At 72.2% G+C, this 20,567-nt stretch carries 19 protein-coding genes; 8 read left to right on the top strand and 11 right to left on the bottom strand.

What is annotated here, in order from left to right; all coding sequences use genetic code 11:
- The first annotated feature begins 155 nt into the window (after positions 1-155).
- On the top strand, positions 156-1,406 hold the full coding sequence (locus VJ976_RS08360) for a hypothetical protein (protein WP_324099659.1): 1,251 nt from the start codon (positions 156-158) through the stop codon (positions 1,404-1,406).
- Entirely contained in the window at positions 1,403-1,948 is a 546-nt protein-coding gene (locus VJ976_RS08355) for a hypothetical protein (RefSeq protein WP_324099658.1), read from the top strand. The genes VJ976_RS08360 and VJ976_RS08355 overlap by 4 nt, the downstream gene beginning before the upstream one ends.
- Here VJ976_RS08355 and eccCa read toward each other — a convergent pair.
- Positions 1,893-5,921 carry a type VII secretion protein EccCa gene (gene eccCa, locus VJ976_RS08350; protein ID WP_324099657.1) on the bottom strand — a complete coding sequence of 1,343 codons (4,029 nt, stop codon included), beginning with the start codon at positions 5,919-5,921 and terminating at the stop codon, positions 1,893-1,895. The genes VJ976_RS08355 and eccCa overlap by 56 nt on opposite strands.
- 79 nt (positions 5,922-6,000) lie before the next feature.
- Complete coding sequence (locus VJ976_RS08345; protein WP_324099656.1) at positions 6,001-7,209, bottom strand: EsaB/YukD family protein; 1,209 nt, start codon at positions 7,207-7,209, stop codon at positions 6,001-6,003.
- 140 nt (positions 7,210-7,349) lie between these two features.
- Here VJ976_RS08345 and VJ976_RS08340 point away from each other — a divergent pair, with 140 nt between their 5' ends.
- The 4 genes from VJ976_RS08340 to VJ976_RS08325 all read left to right on the top strand — a co-directional run bounded on the left by VJ976_RS08340 (position 7,350) and on the right by VJ976_RS08325 (position 8,994).
- The gene (locus VJ976_RS08340) at positions 7,350-7,685 is read left to right on the top strand and encodes a hypothetical protein (RefSeq protein ID WP_324099655.1); all 336 of its coding nucleotides are present in this window, start codon (positions 7,350-7,352) and stop codon (positions 7,683-7,685) included.
- A 45-nt stretch (positions 7,686-7,730) separates the two neighbouring features.
- On the top strand, positions 7,731-8,039 hold the full coding sequence (locus VJ976_RS08335; protein ID WP_324099654.1) for a pore-forming ESAT-6 family protein: 309 nt from the start codon (positions 7,731-7,733) through the stop codon (positions 8,037-8,039).
- Positions 8,040-8,074: 35 nt separating this feature from the next.
- Positions 8,075-8,428 carry a DUF6507 family protein gene (locus tag VJ976_RS08330; RefSeq protein WP_324099653.1) on the top strand — a complete coding sequence of 118 codons (354 nt, stop codon included), beginning with the start codon at positions 8,075-8,077 and terminating at the stop codon, positions 8,426-8,428.
- Positions 8,429-8,502: 74 nt separating this feature from the next.
- Positions 8,503-8,994, top strand: coding sequence for a hypothetical protein (locus tag VJ976_RS08325; protein ID WP_324099652.1), 492 nt, complete (start codon positions 8,503-8,505; stop codon positions 8,992-8,994).
- On the opposite strand, the gene VJ976_RS08320 is transcribed toward VJ976_RS08325, so the two are convergent.
- Together VJ976_RS08320 and VJ976_RS08315 are read right to left on the bottom strand one after the other, a co-directional pair.
- Positions 8,931-10,421 (bottom strand): class I SAM-dependent methyltransferase, encoded by a 1,491-nt coding sequence (locus VJ976_RS08320; protein WP_324099651.1) that lies wholly within the window; start codon positions 10,419-10,421, stop codon positions 8,931-8,933. The genes VJ976_RS08325 and VJ976_RS08320 overlap by 64 nt on opposite strands.
- A complete protein-coding gene (locus tag VJ976_RS08315; RefSeq protein WP_324099650.1) occupies positions 10,418-12,730 on the bottom strand; it encodes a sodium-translocating pyrophosphatase in 2,313 nt (770 codons plus the stop codon). Before VJ976_RS08315 ends, VJ976_RS08320 begins: the two co-directional genes overlap by 4 nt.
- 122 nt (positions 12,731-12,852) lie before the next feature.
- On the opposite strand from VJ976_RS08315, the gene VJ976_RS08310 reads away from it, so the two are divergent.
- Together VJ976_RS08310 and VJ976_RS08305 are read left to right on the top strand one after the other, a co-directional pair.
- Positions 12,853-15,156, top strand: coding sequence for a DEAD/DEAH box helicase (locus VJ976_RS08310; RefSeq protein WP_324099649.1), 2,304 nt, complete (start codon positions 12,853-12,855; stop codon positions 15,154-15,156).
- A 37-nt stretch (positions 15,157-15,193) separates the two neighbouring features.
- Positions 15,194-15,703 carry a LapA family protein gene (locus tag VJ976_RS08305; RefSeq protein ID WP_324099648.1) on the top strand — a complete coding sequence of 170 codons (510 nt, stop codon included), beginning with the start codon at positions 15,194-15,196 and terminating at the stop codon, positions 15,701-15,703.
- Between the two features lie 21 nt (positions 15,704-15,724).
- On the opposite strand, the gene VJ976_RS08300 is transcribed toward VJ976_RS08305, so the two are convergent.
- From VJ976_RS08300 to VJ976_RS08270, 7 genes are all read right to left on the bottom strand, one after another.
- Positions 15,725-16,117: an Rv3654c family TadE-like protein gene (locus VJ976_RS08300; RefSeq protein ID WP_324099647.1), complete on the bottom strand. Its 393-nt coding sequence runs from the start codon at positions 16,115-16,117 to the stop codon at positions 15,725-15,727.
- Positions 16,117-16,449 (bottom strand): TadE family type IV pilus minor pilin, encoded by a 333-nt coding sequence (locus VJ976_RS08295; protein ID WP_324099646.1) that lies wholly within the window; start codon positions 16,447-16,449, stop codon positions 16,117-16,119. The genes VJ976_RS08300 and VJ976_RS08295 overlap by 1 nt, the downstream gene beginning before the upstream one ends.
- A gap of 26 nt (positions 16,450-16,475) precedes the next feature.
- Positions 16,476-16,679, bottom strand: a complete 204-nt coding sequence (locus VJ976_RS08290) for a DUF4244 domain-containing protein (RefSeq protein ID WP_324099645.1) — start codon at positions 16,677-16,679, stop codon at positions 16,476-16,478.
- 167 nt (positions 16,680-16,846) lie between these two features.
- On the bottom strand, positions 16,847-17,299 hold the full coding sequence (locus VJ976_RS08285; RefSeq protein WP_324099644.1) for a type II secretion system F family protein: 453 nt from the start codon (positions 17,297-17,299) through the stop codon (positions 16,847-16,849).
- Between the two features lie 107 nt (positions 17,300-17,406).
- Positions 17,407-17,916: a type II secretion system F family protein gene (locus VJ976_RS08280; protein WP_324099643.1), complete on the bottom strand. Its 510-nt coding sequence runs from the start codon at positions 17,914-17,916 to the stop codon at positions 17,407-17,409.
- 200 nt (positions 17,917-18,116) lie between these two features.
- A complete protein-coding gene (locus tag VJ976_RS08275) occupies positions 18,117-19,133 on the bottom strand; it encodes a TadA family conjugal transfer-associated ATPase (protein ID WP_324099642.1) in 1,017 nt (338 codons plus the stop codon).
- Positions 19,134-19,641: 508 nt separating this feature from the next.
- Positions 19,642-20,505: a hypothetical protein gene (locus VJ976_RS08270; protein ID WP_324099641.1), complete on the bottom strand. Its 864-nt coding sequence runs from the start codon at positions 20,503-20,505 to the stop codon at positions 19,642-19,644.
- Between the last annotated feature and the right edge of the window lie 62 nt (positions 20,506-20,567).

The raw sequence follows: 20,567 nt of genomic DNA, 5'->3' as shown, positions 1-20,567 counted from the left end.
GGCTTCGACGTCGGACTCCGCGCACACCGTAGCCGAAGCCGGCAGCCTTGCCGACTCGTGCGCCCGATCCTCGCGAGGCCGGCTGTGGACAACCTCGCCCCGTCCCGAGCCCGCTGCGATGCAATGACTCCTGCGTCCACAGAGGGGAGCTCGCCGTGCAGGATCATGAGGTTCCCTCGCGTGGCGACGACCCGGACGCCATCCGAGACGCCGCCTCGGGCGCGCTGCTGCACCTGGTGGCGCTCGCGGGCACCGCCGCGAGTGTGCGCGCACAATGGCTCGACCTGGCCGAGGGATACCGTGCGGCCGAAGCCGGCCACCTGCTGAGGGCGATGGACCGGCCTGCTGAGGTTGCCGGAGACCTCCTGCGCACGGGATGGGCGCTGCACCGGGCGCTGACCGACTACGCCGACCGCCTCGCGTGGATCGACACCTGGGACCACGGCCCGGGGCAGGACCCGCGAGCCGCGCCTCTGGCTCGCCTGCGGGCCGAGCAAGAGTGCGCCGCCGCCATCGCCGCCTTGGTCTGCGGCGACCCACGTTTCGGCATTCTTGTCACCCCGGCTGCCACCACGAGTCAGGCCGACCGAAGTGCGGCGGGGCAGCCGACCGAACCGCGAGCCTCCGTCGGCAGGCCAGGCGGTGCCCACCGCGACCGTCCGACCGGCGAGGCGAGGCACCGGTGGCCCGGGCACCCTGGAAGCGGAGAGGACCTGGTGCACCGGGGCCTGTCGTCTCTGGAGGCCACCGGCGTCGGCGCAGCGGCGTACGCCAGCTGGATGGTGAGTGTCGAGCACGGCACTTTCCGGCCACGTGCCGCCTCCGGGCGCTTCGTGGCACCAGGAAGCCTGACTCCGGCCCAGCGGCTGCGCGCCGGCACGGGGCGGTTCTCCACCGCTGCCGGCCTCGGCCCCATGGCCCGGCTGCGCAGCTTCGAACCCGGCGGCAACGTCGTCGCGAAGGCGCACCGGCGCGCTGCTCACGCGCGGTGGTCGCGCACCGCAGCCGTGCTAGGGCGCGCCAACACCGGCGTCACCGTCGCCGGTGTGGCGTGGAGCCAGTGGCAACGCGACGCCGGCGAGGCGACGGACCGGCGGATCGGGCGCACGGCCACCCGCACCGCGACGACTGCCGGAGGAGCGTGGGCGGGAGGTCAAGCAGGGGCCTGGGCCGGTGGAGCGGTCGGCACCGCGGTGCTGCCCGGCGCCGGCACGGTGATCGGAGCCACCGTCGGCGCAGCGCTCGGAGGCATGGCCGGCTCGGAGGCGGGCTCCTGGGTCGGCGGGCACCTGCAGGACGCCGGGGCCGATGCCGGCGAGGCGATGGGAGACGGTGCTGGTTGGGTCGTCGAACACGCGAGTGAGCTGGGCGACGATGTCGTCGAGACCCTGGCCTTCTGGACATGAGCACGGACGAACGCTGGATGCACCACGAGGACAGCGGCGCTCGCTGCAGTGTCCCGCCCGGGTGGAGCAGCCTCGCGATCGCCGGGGCCGGGGTGGCTGCGGTCGAGCCGGCGCGCGGACGGCGTTTCCAGGCCAGTCTGGTGCTCACCGTCGTCGACAACGGCGGGCTGACCTTCGCCCAGTGGCAGGCCCGCACCGACCGGATGCTGCCGCTCGTCCTGGACGACTACGAGCTCGTCGATCTGCGTCACTGTCGCTTCGCCGGGCATCCTGGCGGGCAACGGCTCAGCCGTCACCGTGCAGCGGATGGCCGCCTGCTCATGCTCCACCAGTGGTTCTGCGCACCCGACGGGGTGGGCGTGACGCTCACCTCGACCTGCGATGTGCCCTCCTACGCGCGGATCGACGCCCTGGCCCACAGGTGCGCTGCGCGGCTTCAGCTGGCGGGCCAGAGCCCAGACCCGCTCGCCCCGAGCCCACCGGCGATCAGTCGCGTCCCTGGTAGGCCGTCTGCACCGTGCGTACCTCCCGCCCCGGCCTGACCCACAGGACGCGGCCGGTGGGCAGACGCGTGGGGGGTACCGAGGGAAAGACCTGCCCCTCGATCCGGTCGGCGGAGAACAGCAGCCCGCTCGCGCCGCTGTCGCGCATCGAGGTCAGCACAGGGTCCAGAGCGCAGCGTGCCGCACCGTGGGCACTGCGAGCCACCATCACGTTCAGGCCGATCTCACGGGCGCCTGGCAGGTAGGGGGTCAGCGGTTGCAGAGGCGATGCCCCGCCCGCGGTCAGCGCCTCGTAGTCATCCACCGCGACCACGATGCGAGGTGAGAGCGGAGCCGGCGCCGACTGCCCCGAGGACGCACGGCGGACCCGCTGTTCCAGCTCACGGACGACCGTTTCGATGAGCCGGTGCGCCGACGTGGTCGAGCGCGCGTAGCCACCCAGGTAGTGCTGGGGCACGTGCTCCGGCAAGGTTCCTCGCGGGTCTATCAGGGCCACCACCAGCTCCTCCGGGGAGTACTGGTCGACCAGCTCGCCGAGCAGGCGTGCCAGCAGTGAGGTCTTTCCGACCCCTGGGTCACCGACGAGCAACAGGTGCCGGTCGCGCGCGTGCAGGTCCAGCACGGCGGTGCTGAAGTCGGCACCGTCCATCCCGAGACCGATGGTGCCCGGCCGAGAGCCGACAGCGATCTGCCCTGGGTCGACCACGGCCGGGAGCACACGGACCTTGGGGACGCTCAGAGTGGCCGTGGAGCGAACATGCTCGACCAGATCGGCGAGTCCGGCCTCGAGCGTGACCCGGTCCTCGCGGCCATCGATGCGGGGCAAAGCCACCTGAGCGAGCCGGCCCGAGGCCAGCAGGCACCGGCCGACGGGTGCATCACGCAGGCTCTGAGCTCGGGCCCGGCCCAGGCCGGAGTCCGCGGCGTCGGTCAGGCGCAGCTCGAGGACCGTGGTGAAGCCCACCTGATGGTGCAGCCGCACCTCGTGACGCCGGCTCACGGTGCACACGATGCGAATCCCCTGGGCCGGGCCTCGGCGCAGAAGGGCGTCCACCCCGTCCCCGGCCTCGGGGTGCTCGTCGCACAGCGGCCCGAAACCGTCGATGAGCAGGATGACGTCGGCGCCGGTCCGCAGGGGCGGCGCGAGGCCGGCGTCTGAGTCCCCTGGCTGCTCCTGCGCACCGGTGACCGGTTGCCGACCCTCGCTCCTGTGGCCCCTCCCCTCGCGTCGCAGCAACAGCCTGTGCAGGTCGGCGACCACCCGTCGCACCAGCTCGGGGGACGAGCGGCTCCCGATGCCGGCCACGCCGGGCAGGGCGTCGAGCACCTCCAGATCGGCCCCCGTGGCGTCGATGCCGTAGACCACCACCTCGTCCGGCCCGTGCCCCATCGCGACCGAGGCAGCAACCGTACGGAGCAAGGTGCTACGCCCGCTGCGCGGTCCCCCGACGATGAGCACGTGCCCGCCCGAGGTGAGATCCAGCTCCCAGCGGCCCTGCCACTGTCGGCCCGGGTCGTCCAGCAGCCCCAGGGGAACGGCGCTCGGCCCGCTGCCCGCAGACTCGGGTGACGGGTCGACCGCTCTGGCCGGCACCTGGTCCAAGGTCAGCTGTTCCGGTAGCGGCGGCAGCCACACCGGGGGGCCTACCGAGTCGTGGCTCGCCAGCGCCGCCACCACGGTCTCGAGAACGGACGGCCTCCCTGTCTGCACATCGGGCTCGGCCTCCGAGTCCTCCAGGTCTGGCTCGGCACAGCCGCGAGCCGGGCCCGCAGGGTCGTGCCCCGTGCCCCCGTCGTGCCCCGTGCCGTAGAAGGGCAGGGCCCGCACCATCGATGCCGCACCGGCCCGCTGGTGGGCCGGCAGTGGAAGGGCAGCCGAGACGTACCCCGCGCGGAACCGGCGGTAGACGGAGGAGTCGACCTTGAGATAGCCGTACCCCGGGCGGGTCGGCAGTGAGAAGGCATCGGGAGTCTCGAGCACGGTATGGCTCTCGGCCTCGGACAGGGTGCGCAGCCCGATCCGGTAGGACAGGTGCGTCTCCAGGCCGCGAAGCTTGCCGGCCTCGACGCGTTGGCTGCTGAGCAGTAGGTGCACCCCGATGGAGCGACCGACGCGGCCGATCGACAGGAAGAGCTCGACGAACTCCGGCCGGGTGGTGAGGAGCTCGCCGAACTCGTCGATGATCACCAGCAGGTGGGGCATCGGCGGCAGCCTCCCGCCCGAGGCGGCCGCATCGGCAAGTCGTCGCCGGTATGCCGTGATGTGCGGAAGGTGACCGGCCTCCTTCAGCATCTCCTGTCGCCGTCGGACCTCGCCGGCCAGGCTGGCGTACACCCGGTCGAGGAGCAGGGCGTCGTCGCCGAGGTTGGTGATGACGCCGTGCACATGGGGTGCGGCCGCGAAGGGAGCGAACGTGGCGCCTCCCTTGTAGTCCACCAGCACCATCGCGACGTCCGAGGGCGAGTGGGTGCTCAGCAGCGACAGCACCAGCGTGCGCAGAAGCTCGGACTTGCCCGAGCCGGTCGCGCCGACACACAGCCCGTGGGGCCCCATGCCCGAGGCTGCCGCTTCCTTGAGGTCGACCTCGACGAGCTCACCCGCCGCGTCGAAGCCGATCGGAGCACGGAGGAACGCCTCCGGGGGACGGGAGGTCCAGGCGTGGTCCAGGGAGAGGTCGCCGCCGTCCCCGAGCCCGAGCAGCTCCAGGGCGTCCCCGTGCGGCTCACCCCAGGGCCGCTGTGCCGGTGGGTCCGCGGCCAGACGCAGCCCCGCGAACGCGCGCGCGAGGGCGGCGCCCTCGGCCCTCCCCCACTCGTCCAGGTGCACATGTCGCCGGCTGGGACGTTCGTCGCGGCGCTCGTAGCACTCCAGCAGCGCACGACGTTCCCCCGGACCGACCTGCTGCACGCGCACGGCGACGTCCGGCGGCTCCTCGGCACGACCCGAGAGCAGGTGGACGACGCTCAGCCGCAGGTCTGCCGGAGGCGGGGCCGCCAGGTGGGCCAGGAAGTCGTGCGCAGCCTCACCGTGTTCGTCGCAGACGACCAGCAGGGTGGCTTCGCGCAGGGCCGAGCCGGTTGCGGCCGACGGGAACGCTCCCGGCGCGGCGGCGTCGACCCGACGCTGCAGCTCCTCCCCCAGAAGGGCGCGGAGCCCCGAGGCCGACGGGGCGATGCGCAAGCGGGGACCGGAGGCGGTGGACCCGCTCGCGTCGTGCAGGTGCGGCAGCCACCGCGTCCACCTCCATCGCGCCTGCTGACGTGGGGGGACGAGAAGCGCGAGGTGCAGGTCTTCGGGTGCGGCGAAGGACACGGACTGGGCGATCACGATCCGAGCCACGTGCTCGCAGAACGCGCGTTCTCCGACCACGCTGACCACTCCGGCGGCGGCCAGTGCGAGGTCGACCGGACAGTCCGGGGTGCTCTGGAAGCGACGCCGCAGGCGCTCGACCTCCGCGGACATGACGTCGTCCGGCGGTGTCATTGGGTCCTGGTGGACGCGCATCTCGAGGGTGACCAGACTCACCGACCCGGTGCCCAGCCGCACCCGGAGGAAGTCTGCGTCGTGGCGTCGCCGCTCCCACAGACGCTGACGGTCCCGGACCAGCGCCGGCAGGGCCCGGCACGGCGGCTGTGCCCGGCGAAGGCCTCGAGAGCACTCGCTCTCGGTCCGCGTCAGCGCGCTGCGGGTCCGCTCCAGATAGGTCAGGTAGGACGCGCGCGCGGTGCGACGGCGGCGTGCCGCCCGCCCACGCTGCCCGGTCGCCATCACCACGAAGGCGACCATGGTCAGCAGCATCATCGCGGCACCCGTGAGGGCCAGAGCGGAACCGCGGAACAGGAGCATCATGGTGATCGAGGCGCCCGCTCCCAGCAGCGGCACCGCCAGGACCAGACCGCTCATGCCCGGGTCCTCGTCCGCGACCACCGGCGGCCGTTCCAGCGACCAGCGCTGGGGTGGAAGGGGGGTCGGCGTCCGTCGCGCTGCCCGGTGAACGCGCCGAGCGGTCATCGTGGATGCGGGCTGGGAGCGACCCGTCCACGACACGCGAGCCCGGCCATCGACGGCGTCACCGCGTCTGTGGGCACGCCTATCGCTGGCTGGCCAGCAGGTCGGCGTAGACGCCACCCTGCCCCATGAGCAGCGGTACCAGGGCCAGCACGCACATCGACTCCACTCGTCCGACCCAGCGTCGCCCCTTGGCTTGGGCCAGGGGGGTGGGGCGGCATGCGGAGAGGGCGGCGAGCGCCACTCCGGCCGCCGCGCACGCCAGTCCCACCCAGACCAGCTCTGACGGATGCTGAGCGCCCCACATCGCGGACCACCCGAGCAGTCCGGCCACCGCAGCAGCGGTGATGACGCTCTTCTGCGCCGGATGCGGGAAGTGCCGGACGCGACACGCCCAGGTCGCCAGCGCGGCGGCCAGCAGCGCGGTGGCCCACGGGTCGTCGGGGGCCCAGCGACCCACCGCCGCGGCTGCTACGGCCACGACCGCTGCACAAGCCAGCAGTCCCCTCAGCAGGATCGCGTGACCAGCGTGCAGCGCCTGCACCGCGTCTGCTCGCGTCGTCTCGCCGCCACCGGCGAGGTGAGCGTCCAGTCCGGCCACCCCTGCAGCGCGCAAGGCGGTCGCGGGCAAGGCGTCCACGGCGAGGACGCCGAGGACCAGCGCGGAGGATGCCAGCAAGGGCGCGTCGCGGTTCCATCCTGCGGCCACGGCACCCGCCAGCAACAGACCCGCAGACCCGGCGGCGCCGGTCCAGGCCAGCGGGGTGCCGCCCCACAGTCCGCCCAGCAGCGACAGGGCACCCAGGAGGCCCGCGGCGACGGTGAGGGCGAGCCAGACCCGAGCGTGCGGTGACGCCGCGGCGAAGCCGGCCCCGGCCCCGGCCATCGCCGTGCCCGCGGTGGCCATGACCCAGCCTCGCCATCTCTGCGCTGATCCGGCGAGCGCACCCGTGACCGACTCGGCCACCTCCCCCAGGTCAGCCAGCTTCGGCGCTGGCGGTGCCTGCGTCAGCGGCAGAATCCGCAGGACGGCGCCCTCCGCCGTCCCCGACTCCGCCAGGGAGCACTCCGGGTCCAGCGCGCGTCCGTCGTCGGCGTACAGCCCGCACGCACCGACGGCACCCGCCTCCAGCAGATCCACGAGCAGCGGCAGCAGCAGGGCCACCGGTCGGTCGGCCGCCAGAGCGAGGTCGGCCGACCGCGTGGACCCCAGCACCGTCACCGGCAGGTGGGTGGGCCCACCCTGCTCAGCGCACGCCGCCGTGGGGGGCGGCATCGGGGGCTCGGTCATGGCGTCGATGCTGGCAGCCGCGACGGCACCGCCGGCTCATCCTGTGGACAACTACTGAGGCCGGGTCGGCCGGCCGGTTGAATGAAGCCTCGTACCCCACCACGGTGCCCTGTCCGGCACCCGACCCTCGGAGGCAAGTCATGAAGTTCGACATGGGCAGCGCCACGCTGAGCACCTTGACCACGGACACCCGGAGCACGCACCAGGACCTCAGCGCCCTGGTCGCCGAGCTGGTCCGAGCGACCGAGCCACTCCACGGCAGCTTCAACGGGGCAGGGCGGGTGGCCTTCGACCGCTTCAAGGCCAGCGTCGACGAGGTGGCCTCGGACCTCAACCGCTCGCTTGCCGCCATCCTGGAGGGCCAGGCGGGACTGGACCACGCCTTCCGCGACGGCGACCTCCAGTCCGGGGACAACGCGGCTCACGCGCAGGCGCAGGGCGACTTCGCCGCTGCCCGCTTCGCCGCTCGCGGCTAGACGTCCAGGCCCTGACGACCTGATCCAGCATCGAGAGGAAGGCTGATGAGCACACCGGACCGCATCTCCTACGACACCGACGCCTCCGCCGCTGTGCAGGGGGAGGTGTCCGCCGTCATCAGCCGCCTGGAGGCGCTCCTGGCCTGGCGGGACACGCAGGTCGCCACCGCGATGGCGGACTTCCGGGCCGACGGGGTATCCGAGGAGTACTACGCCGTGGAGCTGCGCTGGCGACGAGCCAGCGAGCAGGTCCGAGACATCATCGCCCTCGTGCGTAGCCTGCTCCAACGCAACGATGAGACCGCCGCCGAGGCGTCGGCGCGCGCGCGTGCCGCCGTGCTCAACATCGGCTGACGCGTGCCTGCATCCAGAGACCATCCACGTTGCCCATGACGCGCTGGGACGTCCGCCACGACGAAGCGAGCCGCGTGCTGCGCTCCTGTGAGCGGACCAGCCAGGACCACGCCGGGCACCGGCAGCGTCTCGAGACAGCACTGCTCGAGCTGACGGCGACACTGACTCACAGTCCCCTGGTCCGGAAGAGTCTGAGCGAGCTGAGCGATGCGGTCATTCGTCCGCAGCTCCGGGACGTTGTCGTCACCACCTCCGCGGCCCTCGACGGCGCGTCCGAAGCGGTGGCGGCCTATCACGAGGCCGATCTGCGGATGCGCGGGGACGGCCTGGCCACCCGTCGCCACCTCACCTTCGACGACGAGCCGTGGCACCGCAGAAGCGCGGGCTGAGCCAGGGATGTATCACGGCGGCACCTCCGTGCTCCTGACATCACCACATCGATGTCACCCGGAAGGTATCCAGCATGCGCCAACCCGCAGGCTCTCCCGCGACCGCAGTACGGGACCTCACCATTCGCCCGCAGACCGTCGGCCGGGCGGTCGACGCACGCCGACACACCGTGGAGCTGCTGTGCACCACCTTGCGCGAGGACCCGCGGGTCCGCGCTCGGTGGCAGCAGCACGTGTCCGCGCCTGGCCACGGCATCCAGCAGGCCGCGATCGCCAGGGTCCTTGCCGAGCACCAGTGGGCCACCGGGGAGGTCTCGCGGGACTGCACGGAGCTGCCCCGGCGCCTCAAGGACACCGTCAGTCGAGCGCTGTCCGGCAAGACGCTGTCCCGTCGGGTGCTGCGCCTGTTCATCGACGCCTTCGCGATGGACCGATCGACCTCGGCAGCGCTGTGGCGACGGTGGGACGGCGCACGGCGGGACGTCCGACGCCTGCCCCCTCCTCAGCGGACCAGGCCCCAGGCCACCCAGTCGCGGAGCTCGTTGGCCAGGTCGGCGATGGCCTGACCGGCGTCCACCTCCAGCAGAGCGGCCACGGCCACGGTGAGCTGCCGGGCAGACAGCTCACCGTCGCATGCTCCGAGCACCCCCGCGGTGAGAGCGGTGAGCCGGCGCGCACAGCCGAACCCGGACGCTTGCCGCGCCCGGATGAACACAGGGTCGACGCAGCCGGGTCGCGCGACCGTCTCGAGGGTCACGTCGTCGGCCACCGTCCACGGCACCGACAACAGCTCCTCGTCGGTGTGCATCGCGAGCCACGAGCGTGCGCGCAGCTGGCTCAGCACATGGCCGCCCATGGGGTGCTGTACCGGCCCCCGCAGGTCCGCCAGGTGCACCCACGGCGTCCGTGTCTCGCTGGGCCGTTGCAGGGTGACGATGCCAAGGCCCACGTGCGTGACCCGGCGGCGCTCGAAGTCGGCCAGGGACTCGGAGTACCACCGCATGCCTTCCGGGTCGCCGGGGTGGGTTCCGGCGTCGTGGACCCACGTGCGGGCGTACTCCGCGACGTCCAGCAGGTCGCGTTGGACCACTAAGGCGTCCAAGCCGGACTCACGGACCCACGCACCCGGCCGGTCGTCCCATTCGGACCCCGACGCGACCTCCCAGTTGCCCAGGAACTGCGCCACGCCGCCGGGGGCCAGGTGCGCACCGACATCGCGGATGAGCGTGCGGAGCACCTCGTCGCCCACTCCACCCCCGTCACGGTAGGTCAGCCTCGAGCCCTCTGAACGGGGCGTGATCACGAACGGCGGGTTGCTCACGACCAGTCCGAACCGCTCGCCGGCCACCGGGTCGAACCACGAGCCCTCACGCAGGTCGACGCTGACGTCGCTCAGGGCCGCCGTGATCCCGGCCAGGCGCAGCGCCTCCGGCGAGGTGTCGGTCGCGACCCGCCTGGCGGTGTGTCCCGCGAGCGAGAGCAGCTGCACGCCCGACCCCGTACCCACGTCCAGGGCGCGCTGCACCCGTGGACGCGGTGTCCAGGAGGCCAAGGTGGCCGAGGCACCTCCGACACCGACCACGTGCTCCGCCGTGAGGGCGCCACCGGTGACCATGGACCCCACGCCCGAGACGACCCAGCCCTCGTGTGGGTCCTCGCCGTGGGGCCGCAGGTCGACCGTTCCCCGCACCCCTTCGTTGTCGAGAGCGAGCAGCCCGTGGTCCAGCGCGGCTTCCCACCCGCGCGGCAGGGCAGAGGTCGCGCGCTCGCGCGACACGGCCAGGCCGAGCATCCACAAGCGCGCCAGAGCGGCAGCGGGGTCGTCGCTGCCCTCGAGGGCACGACGCGCCGGGATCAGCTCCCCCCGGCTCAGCGCCCGGCTGGCCGTCACACCCCAGAGCCGGTCGAGGCGAGCGGAGGTGTAGTCCGCGGCGACCAGGTCCGCCCGTAGCCCGCCGAGGTCGCCCGGAGCAGCCCCGACGTGCCTCCTCACGCCGTCGTGGTGTCCTGGGCGGGCGCCTCGGCGATCGCCAGGCCGCGTCGCTTGCTGAACAGCACGGCCACGACGATGATCGCCGTCGCCACGAGCGCGATGGCCCAGCGGAGCACGTCGTTGGCCTCGCTGCCGACCGACATCGACACGATCGCGGGCGCGATCAGCAGGGCGACCAGGTTCATCACCTTGATCAGGGGGTTGATCGCCGGCCCGGCGGTGTCCTTGAAGGGGTCGCCTACCGTGTCGCCGATGATGGTGGCCTCGTGTGCGGCGGTGCCCTTGCCACCGTGGTGCCCGTCCTCGACGATCTTCTTGGCGTTGTCCCACGCTCCGCCGGAGTTGGCCAGGAACACAGCCATCAGCACGCCGACGCCGATAGCGCCCGCGAGGTACCCGGCCAACGCTCCGACCCCCAGCGCGAAGCCGACCGCGATCGGGGCCAGCACCGCCAGCAGACCGGGTGTGGCCAGCTCCCGTAGGGAGTCCTTCGTGCAGATGTCCACCACCCGCGCGTAGTTCGGCTTCTGGGTGCGGTCCATGATGCCCGGCATGTCGTGGAACTGGCGGCGCACCTCGAACACGATGGCCCCGGCGGCCCGGGTGACCGCGTTGATGGCCAGCCCGGAGAAGAGGAACACCACCGAGCCACCGATGATCAACCCGACCAGCGAGCGCGGGTCGAAGACCAGGAACGACTGCAGCACCGAGGAGGCCTCCTCGGGTGTGCTGCCGGCCACCCCTTCCAGTGCCTCGCTGACGGCGTCCCAGTACGAGCCGAACAGCGCCGTGGCCGCCAGCACCGCGGTGGCGATGGCGATGCCCTTGGTGATGGCCTTCGTGGTGTTGCCGACGGCGTCGAGCTCAGTCAGCACCTGGGCGCCCTCACCATCCACGTCGCCGGACATCTCGGCGATGCCCTGCGCGTTGTCCGACACGGGGCCGAAGGTGTCCATGGCCACGATGACCCCCACCGTGGTCAGCAGCCCACAACCCGCCAGGGCCACGAAGAACAGCGACAGGATCAGCGAGCCGCCGCCCAGGGTGAACAAGATGTAGACGGCGCCGGCGATCGTCACGGCCGTGTACACCGCGGACTCGAAGCCCACACCCATCCCGGACAGGATCACGGTGGCCGGGCCGGTGAGCGAGGTGCGCGCGACGTCCTTGGTGGGCTTGCACTCGGTGTCGGTGAAGTACCCGGTGAGCCGAAGGATGATGCTGGCCAGCGCGATGCCGATGAGCACGGCGATGGCACTGCGCAGAGCGGGGTTGACGTCCGGCGTCTCACCGACGCCGAAGACGGCCAGCTCACTGAGCTCAGGCGGCATGCTCCAGGGCAGGAAGAGCATCGCCGCGACCACGGACGCGAGCGCCGCCACCAGAGCGGAGAGGTAGAAGCCCCGGTTGATGGCCACCAGCCCACTCTCACCGGGCCGGGCCCGGGTGTAGAAAACGCCGAAGATCGCCGTCAGCGCGCCGATCGCGGGGACGATCAGGGGGAAGGTGAGCCCGTCCGCGCCGAGAGCGGCGGTGCCCAGGATCAGGGCGGCGACCAGAGTCACCGCGTAGGACTCGAAGAGGTCCGCGGCCATGCCTGCACAGTCACCCACGTTGTCGCCCACGTTGTCGGCGATCGTGGCCGCGTTGCGCGGGTCGTCCTCGGGGATGCCGGCCTCGACCTTGCCGACGAGGTCCGCCCCGACGTCCGCGGCCTTGGTGAAGATGCCGCCGCCGACTCTCATGAACATGGCCAGCAGCGCGGCGCCGAACCCGAAGCCCTCCAGCACCTTGGCGGCGTCACCCTGGTAGACCAGCACCACCAGCGCGGCACCGAGCAGCCCCAGACCGACGGTGACCATCCCGACCGTTCCTCCGGTGCGGAAGGCGATGCGCATTCCCAGGTCGCGGCCCGAGGTGCGCGCGGCCTCCGCAACCCTCATGTTCGCCGCCGTCGCCAGGCTCATCCCCAGGTAGCCGATGGTGGCCGAGAAGACGGCACCCAGCACGAAGAAGACGGAGCGACCGACCCGCACTCCCATCCCGTCGGCGGGGAGCAGCATCAGCAGGAAGAAGGCGATGACCACGAAGATGCCGAGGGTGGTGAACTGTCGCCGCAGATAGGCCTGCGCCCCCTCCTGGACCGCACCCCCGATCTCCTGCATGCTCTCGGTTCCCGGATGGTGGGACAGCACCTCGGCGCGGAACTTCCATCCCATGACCAGCGCGGCGATCGCAATGAGCAGCACCACCGTGACGATGGACGTGCCCCCCCATCCCAGACTGATCTCCTGGGCCATCGGCGTCATCGAGTACCTCCGTGCACGGCGCATCCGTTGCGGAGCACCAAGAATGTGGGCGTGATGTTGCGGCTCACAGTAAACCCTGATGTGGACCACCACGGCGGAGCCTTGCGCATACGGTGGCACCAATGGCGGCCCGCACACAATTCGATCCCGCCTCGGCTCTGGCTCACCTGGCACGAGGTGAACGCTCGGCGTCGCTGCTGCACACGCACACGGTGCCCGCACGCGAGGCCCGTCACGCCTCCTACCCCGCCTGGATCGACCCGGGCGTGCATGCCGCACTGGCGGGATCGGGCATCGAGACTCTCTGGTCCCACCAGCGGGAGTTGGCCGACGCCCTGTGGGACGGCGTTCACGCGGTGGTGTCGACGGCAGCCGCGTCAGGGAAGTCACTGGGCTATCTCCTGCCGGTCCTGACGAAGCTGGCGCAGGGCTCGTCCTCGCCCACCGGCCGCGGCGCCACCGCCCTCTACCTGGCGCCGACCAAGGCACTGGCCGCCGACCAGGAAGCACGGATCCGCGCGCTGGCCGTGCCCGGCGTCGCCGTCGCCGCCTACGACGGGGACACCGCCGCCGAGGAGCGCCGGTGGATCCGTCAGCATGCCCACTACGTGCTGACCAACCCCGACCTGCTGCACCACAGCCTCCTACCCGGTCACGAGCACTGGGCCTCCTTTCTGCGCCGCCTGTCCTTCGTGGTGGTCGACGAGTGCCACGTCTACCGGGGGGTCTTCGGCACGCACGTCAGCGCTGTGCTGCGCCGCCTGCTGCGGATCGCGGCGCGCTACAACGCGCACCCCACGGTGGCTCTCGCCTCCGCCACCGTGGCTGATCCGGGTGACCACGCCCGGGCGCTGACCGGCTTCCCCGTGCGCGAGGTCACCCGGGACGGCTCGCCGCGCGAGTCGGTGACCTTCGCGCTGTGGGAGCCCCCGATGACCTCCGACGGCACGCGGCGCAGCGCGGTCACCGAAGGCGCGGACCTCTTCACCGAGCTGGTGGCCCGGGATGTGCAGACCGTCGCCTTCGCCCGCTCCCGGGTGGGCGTGGAGGTCGTCGCCGACATCGCCCGCCGCCGACTGGCCGACATCTCCCCGGACGGTGCGGGGTCCGTCGCGGCCTACCGCGGGGGGTACCTGCCCGAGGACAGGCGAGCCCTGGAGACCGGGCTGCGTGAGCGCCACATCGTGGGGCTCGCCGCCACCACGGCGTTGGAGCTCGGCGTGGACATCGCCGGTCTCGATGCCGTGGTGCTCGCGGGATGGCCGGGCCGGCTGTCTTCGATGTGGCAGCAGGCGGGTCGCGCAGGCCGCGCGGGCCAGCCCTCGCTCGCCGTCCTCGTCGCCGCCGACGATCCCTTGGACACCTACGTCGTGCATCACCCCGCGCGCATCTTCTCCAGCCCGGTGGAGTCCACCGTCGTCGACCCCGAGAACCCCTACGTGCTCGCCCCGCACCTGGCGGCGGCGGCCGCGGAGCTGCCCCTGACGCTCGAGGACCGCCGCTGGTTCGGACCCACCGTGCCCGCGCTGGCCCGCCGCCTCACCGAGCAGCAGATCCTGCGGCGCAGGCCGGCCGGATGGTTCTGGGCCCGGCCGGAGCGGGCCAGCGACCAGCTCACCTTGCGTGGTGTCGGCGCCAGCGTGCGCATCGTGGATGCCACCACGGGTCGGGTGCTCGGCACCGTCGACCACGCCCGCGCGCACTCCACCGTGCACACCGGCGCTGTCTACCTGCACCAGGGCGAGCCGCACGTGGTCACCGCCCTGGACCTGGACGCGGGCACCGCGACGGTCGTGGCCGGGGATCCCGGGTGGAGCACGCAGGCGGCGTCGGTGAGCGAGTTCCGGGTGACCAGCCCGGAGGCCGTCATCTCAATGCCCTGGGGACCGGCGACGGTCTGCTTCGGCCAGGTCGAGGTCTCCTCCCGCGTCACCGCGTTCCTGCGGCGCCTGCCCAGCGGTGAGGTCATCGGTCGCCATCCCCTCGACCTGCCGGAGCGGACGCTGCGCACCCGAGCCGTGTGGTGGACGATGCCGGATGCTCAGATCGCTGCCGCCGGCGTGGAGACCACCGACGTGCCCGGTGCGCTGCACGCCGCCGAGCACGCCTCGATCGGCCTACTGCCCTTGGTGGCGACCTGCGACCGGTGGGACATCGGCGGCGTGTCGACCGCGCTGCATCCCGATACCGGCCAGCCCACGGTCATGGTGTACGACGGTCACCCCGGCGGTGCGGGGTTCGCTCGGTGTGGCTACGACCGGGCCGCGGTGTGGCTCGACGCCACCAGGAGAGCGATCGAGCAATGTTCCTGCCCACGGGGCTGCCCATCGTGCGTGCAGTCACCCAAGTGCGGCAACGGGAACGAGCCGCTGCACAAGGCCGGAGCCGTCGCGGTGCTCCGCCACCTGCTCGCCGCACTCGGCTAGGGTTGTCGCCACCATCGACCCACCGGAGAGGTACGCCATGTTCGCCGCTGGTCTCATCCTCATCATCCTCGCGATCATCGTGGTGATCTACGTCATCTTCGCCACCACCGGTTTGGAAGCGATGTCCATCGACTGGGGGGTGTTCACCGCTGACCTCACCCCGTTGCAGCTCTTCCTGCTGGGTGCCGTCACCGTCCTGGTTCTGGCCATCGGCAGCGTGATGCTGAGTGTGGGCCTGAAAACCCAGGGGGAGAAGCGCGCCGAGGTCAAGCGGCTTCGCAAGGAGGTGGAGAAGTCCAAGGAGTCCCGTGCTGCCGAATCCCAGGCCGACTCCGACGCTGGGAAGGCTGCCGAGGAGTCGAGCCAGGAGGACCAGACCGCGGCCCATGGCGCCGAGTCGACTGCTTCGTCCGGCGCGGACGACGAGCACCGGTCCATCGTCACCCGGCGCGCGAGCGCGCAGACCCCGCCCCGACCCCGGAGCTACCGTGACACCTCCGACGACTCGTCGGCCTCCGAGAAGTCACCACCCTCCCCACCCACCTGAGCTCTCCGGCGTCCTGCACCCTCACCGCGGCACCAGCCCGGCGCGGCCTCGAGCTCGGGCCACCCACGAGGTGCTGGTCAGCACCGGCCGCCGTACCTCGACGACCACCGAGACGGTGCTGGCGCTCGCTTCATCCACCAGGTAGCACCGGTGCATCCGCGCATGGTTGTTGGTCACGAAGCGGGCGGCGCGTGCACAGACCCGCGGCTCGGACCATCCCCCCACCAGAACCTGCGCTCCAGCCACCGCACCGAGATCGGCCGCCGTCTGCGCGTGGTTGCGAGCCACCGTGGCGGCGGCGAGCAAGGCCGCGGCCAGGAACAGGGCGGCAAGCGCTCCGACCGTCCCCACCGCCAGGACGGTGGCCGACCCGCGCTCACGTGCCGCCTGCTCGCTGTCCCTGCCCGGCCTCATCAGCCGCCCGTGACCGGTTCCAGAGGCGCCTGCGCGATCGAGGCGGCCTGCGGCACGCCGGGAAGCCAGGGCAACCGGGGCGGTGCGGTCACGCGGACCTGCACGGCGTCGGGGGCCAGCCCGGTCACGCTGACGGTGCTTCCCGCGGGCACCAACGACCGCACCAGCTGTTGCACCTGAGCCTCGTCCTGCCCGCGAGATGCGGCGCGCGCGGCAGCACGCGCCGCATCCACGCACCGGATCTGGTCCACCGCGAGAGCCAGGGCGCCCAGGCACAGCGCGAGCACCACGAGGACGCCAGGGATGGCCACCGCCAGCTCGGCGGTCACCATCCCCGCTTCTCGTTGCCGGCGCGGCACTAGAGCGACCCCGAGAGCGCCGTGGTGATCACCCTGGCGATGAGGTCTCTGACCGAGTCACTGCTGACGACGGTCAGCAGGACCGCGGCCAGTGCACAGGCTGCGAGCGTGCCCACGGCGTACTCGGCTGTGGTCATCCCCGCGTCCTTCGGAGCCCCACGCAAGGCGTGTCGGGCCCTTCGCAGCAGGTAGCGGATCTTCATGAGTGTTCCTCTCGGTTGAGCAGGGAAGCAACGGGCCACCCGGCAGGCCGGACGACCTGCGTGATCCCAGGCTGAGCGCGAGGGGCCGGTCCCGGAGGCGTGCCAGCGGATGCCGTGGACGGCTCAACCGTTCTGACCGGGGTGTGGAGGACGGTCGCGCTCCAGCACTACCAGCCCGCCGAGATCGAGGTCGCCAGCGAAACGACCAACGGCACCACGGTGGTCAGCACGAACGCAGGCAGGAAGGCCAGGCCCAGAGGGAGGACCAGCCATACCGACATCCGGGCCGTCTCCTGCTCCACCTGGGCGAGGGCGTCGCGTCGAAGGTCCGCGGCGGCCGCTCGCAGCAGCTCCGCGGGAGCTGCTCCAGCCAGACCGGCCAGCGTGATCGCCTGCTGCACCGGTTCCCAACGGACGGGCGCCTGTGACCATGCGGCCTCCTCATCCTGTCCCGAGGCGAGCCCCGCGGCGACGGTGGCCAGCTCACGCCCCGTGCGACCCGGCGTCACGTCGGCCACCTCGCGCAACGCCGGGGCGACCCCGCCGGCGCCGGAGAGCGCGAGGGCCAGATGGTCCATGACCTCGGCCACCGTGGGCTCTGGCCCGGCTCGGGCGCTCATCGAGCGCGACCCGACGCGCCGCCGGCGCCACCGCCACTGCGGCTCACGGGCCGGCCACAGCAAGCAGGCGAGGAGGACCAGGGTCACAGCCAGCCAGGGGCCCGTGCTCAGCACACGGCAGCCGAGACGCTGGAGATCATGCGACGTACGGTCCAGCGTCCGAGCAGCAGGAGCGCGACGCCCAGCAACCCGGCCGCGGCGGCGGCCGGGTGCGCATAGAGCTGTGTGGGCGGCAGACCGAGCAGGGAGGTCACCGCCAGCCCGCCGAGTGGGAGCAAGGTCAGCATGGTGCAGGTGGCGCGCGCACCCGCCGTCGCGGCCTGGAGCCGCTGCGACAGCGCAGTGCGGGCGCGGGCCGTGTTCGCCGAGGTCGCGACGGCGTCGGCGACCGGACTCCCCGCGCGCTCGCTGATCATCCAGGCCCGGGCCAGTGCAGACAGGTCGGGATGGTCCATCCGCCTCGCCAGACGGCGCCACTCGTGTCCCATCGGCCGACCCTCGTCGGCCGCCCGTACCAGTGGCGTGAGGAGCCCCCATGCATCTGTCGTGCTGGAGACCATGCGGAGGGCCTGGGAGGTGCTGAGCCCCGCCTGCAGTGCCGCGTGCAGCGCATCCATCACCGGTAGGAGGTCTTTGCTGGTCGCAGCGGGCCGCCGCCGGAGGGCGCGACGAGCGACCGCCCGACCCAGACGCCTCAGGTTCTGCCGGGGGCGCCTCGCAACCCCTCCTGCATGCCCGCCGCCGCCGCACGGATCGTCGGCCGACCATGCCAGCACAGCAGCACCGCAGAGCACCGCCGCCGCCAGCGCGGCCGCGCTCACCGCTCGCCTGCGCGGTCGAGAAGGCGTTCGAGAGTCTCGGACGCCTGCCCGACGACCCACCCCTCGGACTGCACCCTCAGGGCCGACCGGACCCGTAGCCGGCCCTCACGGAGACCGATGACCGCGATGTCCGTCAGCCGTCGCACCGGCCCCACCCGCTCCACATGCAGCACGACCTGGATCGCTGAACCGAGCTGTGTGCGCACCGCTTCCGGGCCCAGACCAGCCAGCCCACCCAGCGCCTCGAGTCGCGGCACGACATCGGCGGCCGAGTTGGTGTGCACCGTGCCGCATCCTCCCTCGTGGCCGGTGTTCAAGGCCGTCAACAGCTCGCGCACCTCGGCGCCCCGCGCTTCCCCCAGCACCACGCGGTCGGGGCGCATGCGCAGCGACTGCCGGACCAGGGTGGTCAACGTGATCTCTCCCCGACCCTCCACATTGGCCGCACGGCCCTGCAGGTAGACCACGTGTGGGTGGTCGACACTGAGCTCCCGGACGTCCTCGACCACCACGATGCGCTCCCGGGCCGGCACCTGCGACAGCAACGCCGCGAGAAGGGTCGTCTTGCCGCTGCCTGTACCCCCGCCCACCAGGAAGGCGACGCGAGCACGGACGATCCGCCGCAACACGGTCTCGGTGTCCCGGTCGAACATGCCCAACTCCCGCAAGGTCGCCAGCGACGGAGGGACCCGGCGCGGAATGCGGAGGCTGATGTGTGCCGCGCCGTCGACCAGCGGAGGAAGCACGGCGTGGAGCCGGATCCCTCCCGGCAACAGGCCGTCCACGTAGGGGGCCGCGCTGTCCAGCCGCTGCCCGGCCACGGCGGCGAGCCGGACGGCCAGTCGGCGCAGGGACGAGTCGTCGTGGAGCTCCAGGTCGGCACGGTGCAGTCCGTTCCCCCGGTCCACCCACACCCCCGCAGAGCCGTTGACGAGAACGTCGGTGACCCCGTCCTGAAAGACCAGCGGGCTCAGGGGCCCTAGTCCCAGGCCCTCGGCGAACGTTCCCGACATCCCGTCAGCCTCGCCCGCAGGCCTACGCCTCGACCGCGGCGCCGCCGCGCCCTGGGGAGGACGGCGACGCCGCGTCCGGGGCTGTGGACGACTCACGCCGGAAACTGGACGGCCCCCGCTTGGGGGGTAGCGGGGGCCGTCAGCGTTCCAGTCCTTGGGGGTTGGGCTGGAACGCCCGCGCTCGACCCCGGAGGGGAGCACTGCGCCCTATTCTGCCTGCCCGCAGTAGCCGGGAGCAACTGCGACAGACCGTGTTTCGTCGCATCTGGACTTCGAGGAGATCTGCTCGACAGAGAAAGACGCCCCGCATGCGCGGAGCGCCGTTCTCTGCGGAGTCGCCCAGTGATCAGAGCGTGCTGCTGCGACATCGGGCCGGGTCCAGCCCGGCCTCGACAGGTCCATCAGTGAACCGCCCGGCACGTGGGTGCTGGTGTCGTCTCCGCTGAGCCGCTCGGTGACCGAACGCCTCTTCGACAGGTCTACACCGCGAGCGCGGGCGATTCAACCCCTAGCCGGCCGTTCTTCCGGCCAGCACAGCATCGGCCACTCGCACGCCGTCGTGCGCACCGTCGACCACCGCCCCGGCGGCGTAGACCAGCCACGCCGCCACGCCCTCCGGCTCTCCGGTGGCGTAGGCCGACAGGGCGCGGTGGTACTCCCCACCCGCCGACCGGGCGTGACCTGCCTCGATCACCGCGACCCCGGTCGGGTCCACTCCGGCGCGGTGCAGAGTCACCCGTTCCAGCGCTCGCGCGAGAAGCCCGTTGGCCGCCACGAACGGACGGACCGCGAGCAGCTCGGCGTGGACCACGGCGCTCAGCAGGACCGTCGGCTGCCGTCCGGCAGCGACGCCCGAGATGAGTTCGATGATGCGGCGCAGCCGCTCGGCCACCTCATGGCCGGGCACGGGGTCCCCCATTCCCAGGTTCTCTCGACAGTCCTCACCACCGCCACGCGGCCGGCCCAAGGAGGCTGACGGCAGCAACGCGGAGCCGGCCGCCATGTGCAGCCGGGCCAGGCTCTGCGCCGGCGCACTCAGGGTGGCTCTGGTCGTCTGCTCCGCGGCGGCGGTCACCCGCACCGCACCGAGCAGCACCTGCCACTGGGGGTCGGGCTGGGCGGGGGGCCGGCTCGCTCCCCGCATCACGTCCCTGACCAGGGTCAGGCTGAGCCGGCTCCCGGCCACCTCGGCGCCCTCGAGGGCCGCGCTGGCGGCCGCTCCCCGCACCCGTGACTCCGCCGCGGCCTCCGGGATGCGCCGCCTCAGCGCCGGATGCCAGCGAAGCTCCTCGCAGGCCTTCCTCGCCTGCTGGACCTGGTCCGCCACCCCCGGCAACTGCGACAGCTCGTCCACTCGGTCTATCACCCGCATGTCCCCCATCGTCTCCCCTTGCCGAATCCGCAGTCACGCGGTTGGGTGGCAGAAGCCGACAT

This window comes from Ornithinimicrobium sp. (assembly GCF_035267225.1).
Lineage (GTDB): Bacteria > Actinomycetota > Actinomycetes > Actinomycetales > Dermatophilaceae > Ornithinicoccus.
The sequence above is the reverse complement of the archived record's forward strand: the minus strand, read 5'-3'. Positions and strand labels throughout refer to the sequence as shown.

Coding starts and splice junctions, on each gene's coding strand:
- VJ976_RS08355 (WP_324099658.1), top strand. CDS start 1,403: ATGAGCACGGACGAACGCTGGATGCACCACGAGGACAGCGGCGCTCGC.
- eccCa (WP_324099657.1), bottom strand. CDS start 5,921: ATGACCGCTCGGCGCGTTCACCGGGCAGCGCGACGGACGCCGACCCCC.
- VJ976_RS08345 (WP_324099656.1), bottom strand. CDS start 7,209: ATGACCGAGCCCCCGATGCCGCCCCCCACGGCGGCGTGCGCTGAGCAG.
- VJ976_RS08340 (WP_324099655.1), top strand. CDS start 7,350: ATGAAGTTCGACATGGGCAGCGCCACGCTGAGCACCTTGACCACGGAC.
- VJ976_RS08335 (WP_324099654.1), top strand. CDS start 7,731: ATGAGCACACCGGACCGCATCTCCTACGACACCGACGCCTCCGCCGCT.
- VJ976_RS08330 (WP_324099653.1), top strand. CDS start 8,075: ATGACGCGCTGGGACGTCCGCCACGACGAAGCGAGCCGCGTGCTGCGC.
- VJ976_RS08325 (WP_324099652.1), top strand. CDS start 8,503: ATGCGCCAACCCGCAGGCTCTCCCGCGACCGCAGTACGGGACCTCACC.
- VJ976_RS08315 (WP_324099650.1), bottom strand. CDS start 12,730: ATGACGCCGATGGCCCAGGAGATCAGTCTGGGATGGGGGGGCACGTCC.
- VJ976_RS08310 (WP_324099649.1), top strand. CDS start 12,853: ATGGCGGCCCGCACACAATTCGATCCCGCCTCGGCTCTGGCTCACCTG.
- VJ976_RS08305 (WP_324099648.1), top strand. CDS start 15,194: ATGTTCGCCGCTGGTCTCATCCTCATCATCCTCGCGATCATCGTGGTG.
- VJ976_RS08300 (WP_324099647.1), bottom strand. CDS start 16,117: ATGAGGCCGGGCAGGGACAGCGAGCAGGCGGCACGTGAGCGCGGGTCG.
- VJ976_RS08295 (WP_324099646.1), bottom strand. CDS start 16,449: ATGGTGACCGCCGAGCTGGCGGTGGCCATCCCTGGCGTCCTCGTGGTG.
- VJ976_RS08290 (WP_324099645.1), bottom strand. CDS start 16,679: ATGAAGATCCGCTACCTGCTGCGAAGGGCCCGACACGCCTTGCGTGGG.
- VJ976_RS08285 (WP_324099644.1), bottom strand. CDS start 17,299: ATGAGCGCCCGAGCCGGGCCAGAGCCCACGGTGGCCGAGGTCATGGAC.
- VJ976_RS08280 (WP_324099643.1), bottom strand. CDS start 17,916: ATGGATGCGCTGCACGCGGCACTGCAGGCGGGGCTCAGCACCTCCCAG.
- VJ976_RS08275 (WP_324099642.1), bottom strand. CDS start 19,133: ATGTCGGGAACGTTCGCCGAGGGCCTGGGACTAGGGCCCCTGAGCCCG.
- VJ976_RS08270 (WP_324099641.1), bottom strand. CDS start 20,505: ATGCGGGTGATAGACCGAGTGGACGAGCTGTCGCAGTTGCCGGGGGTG.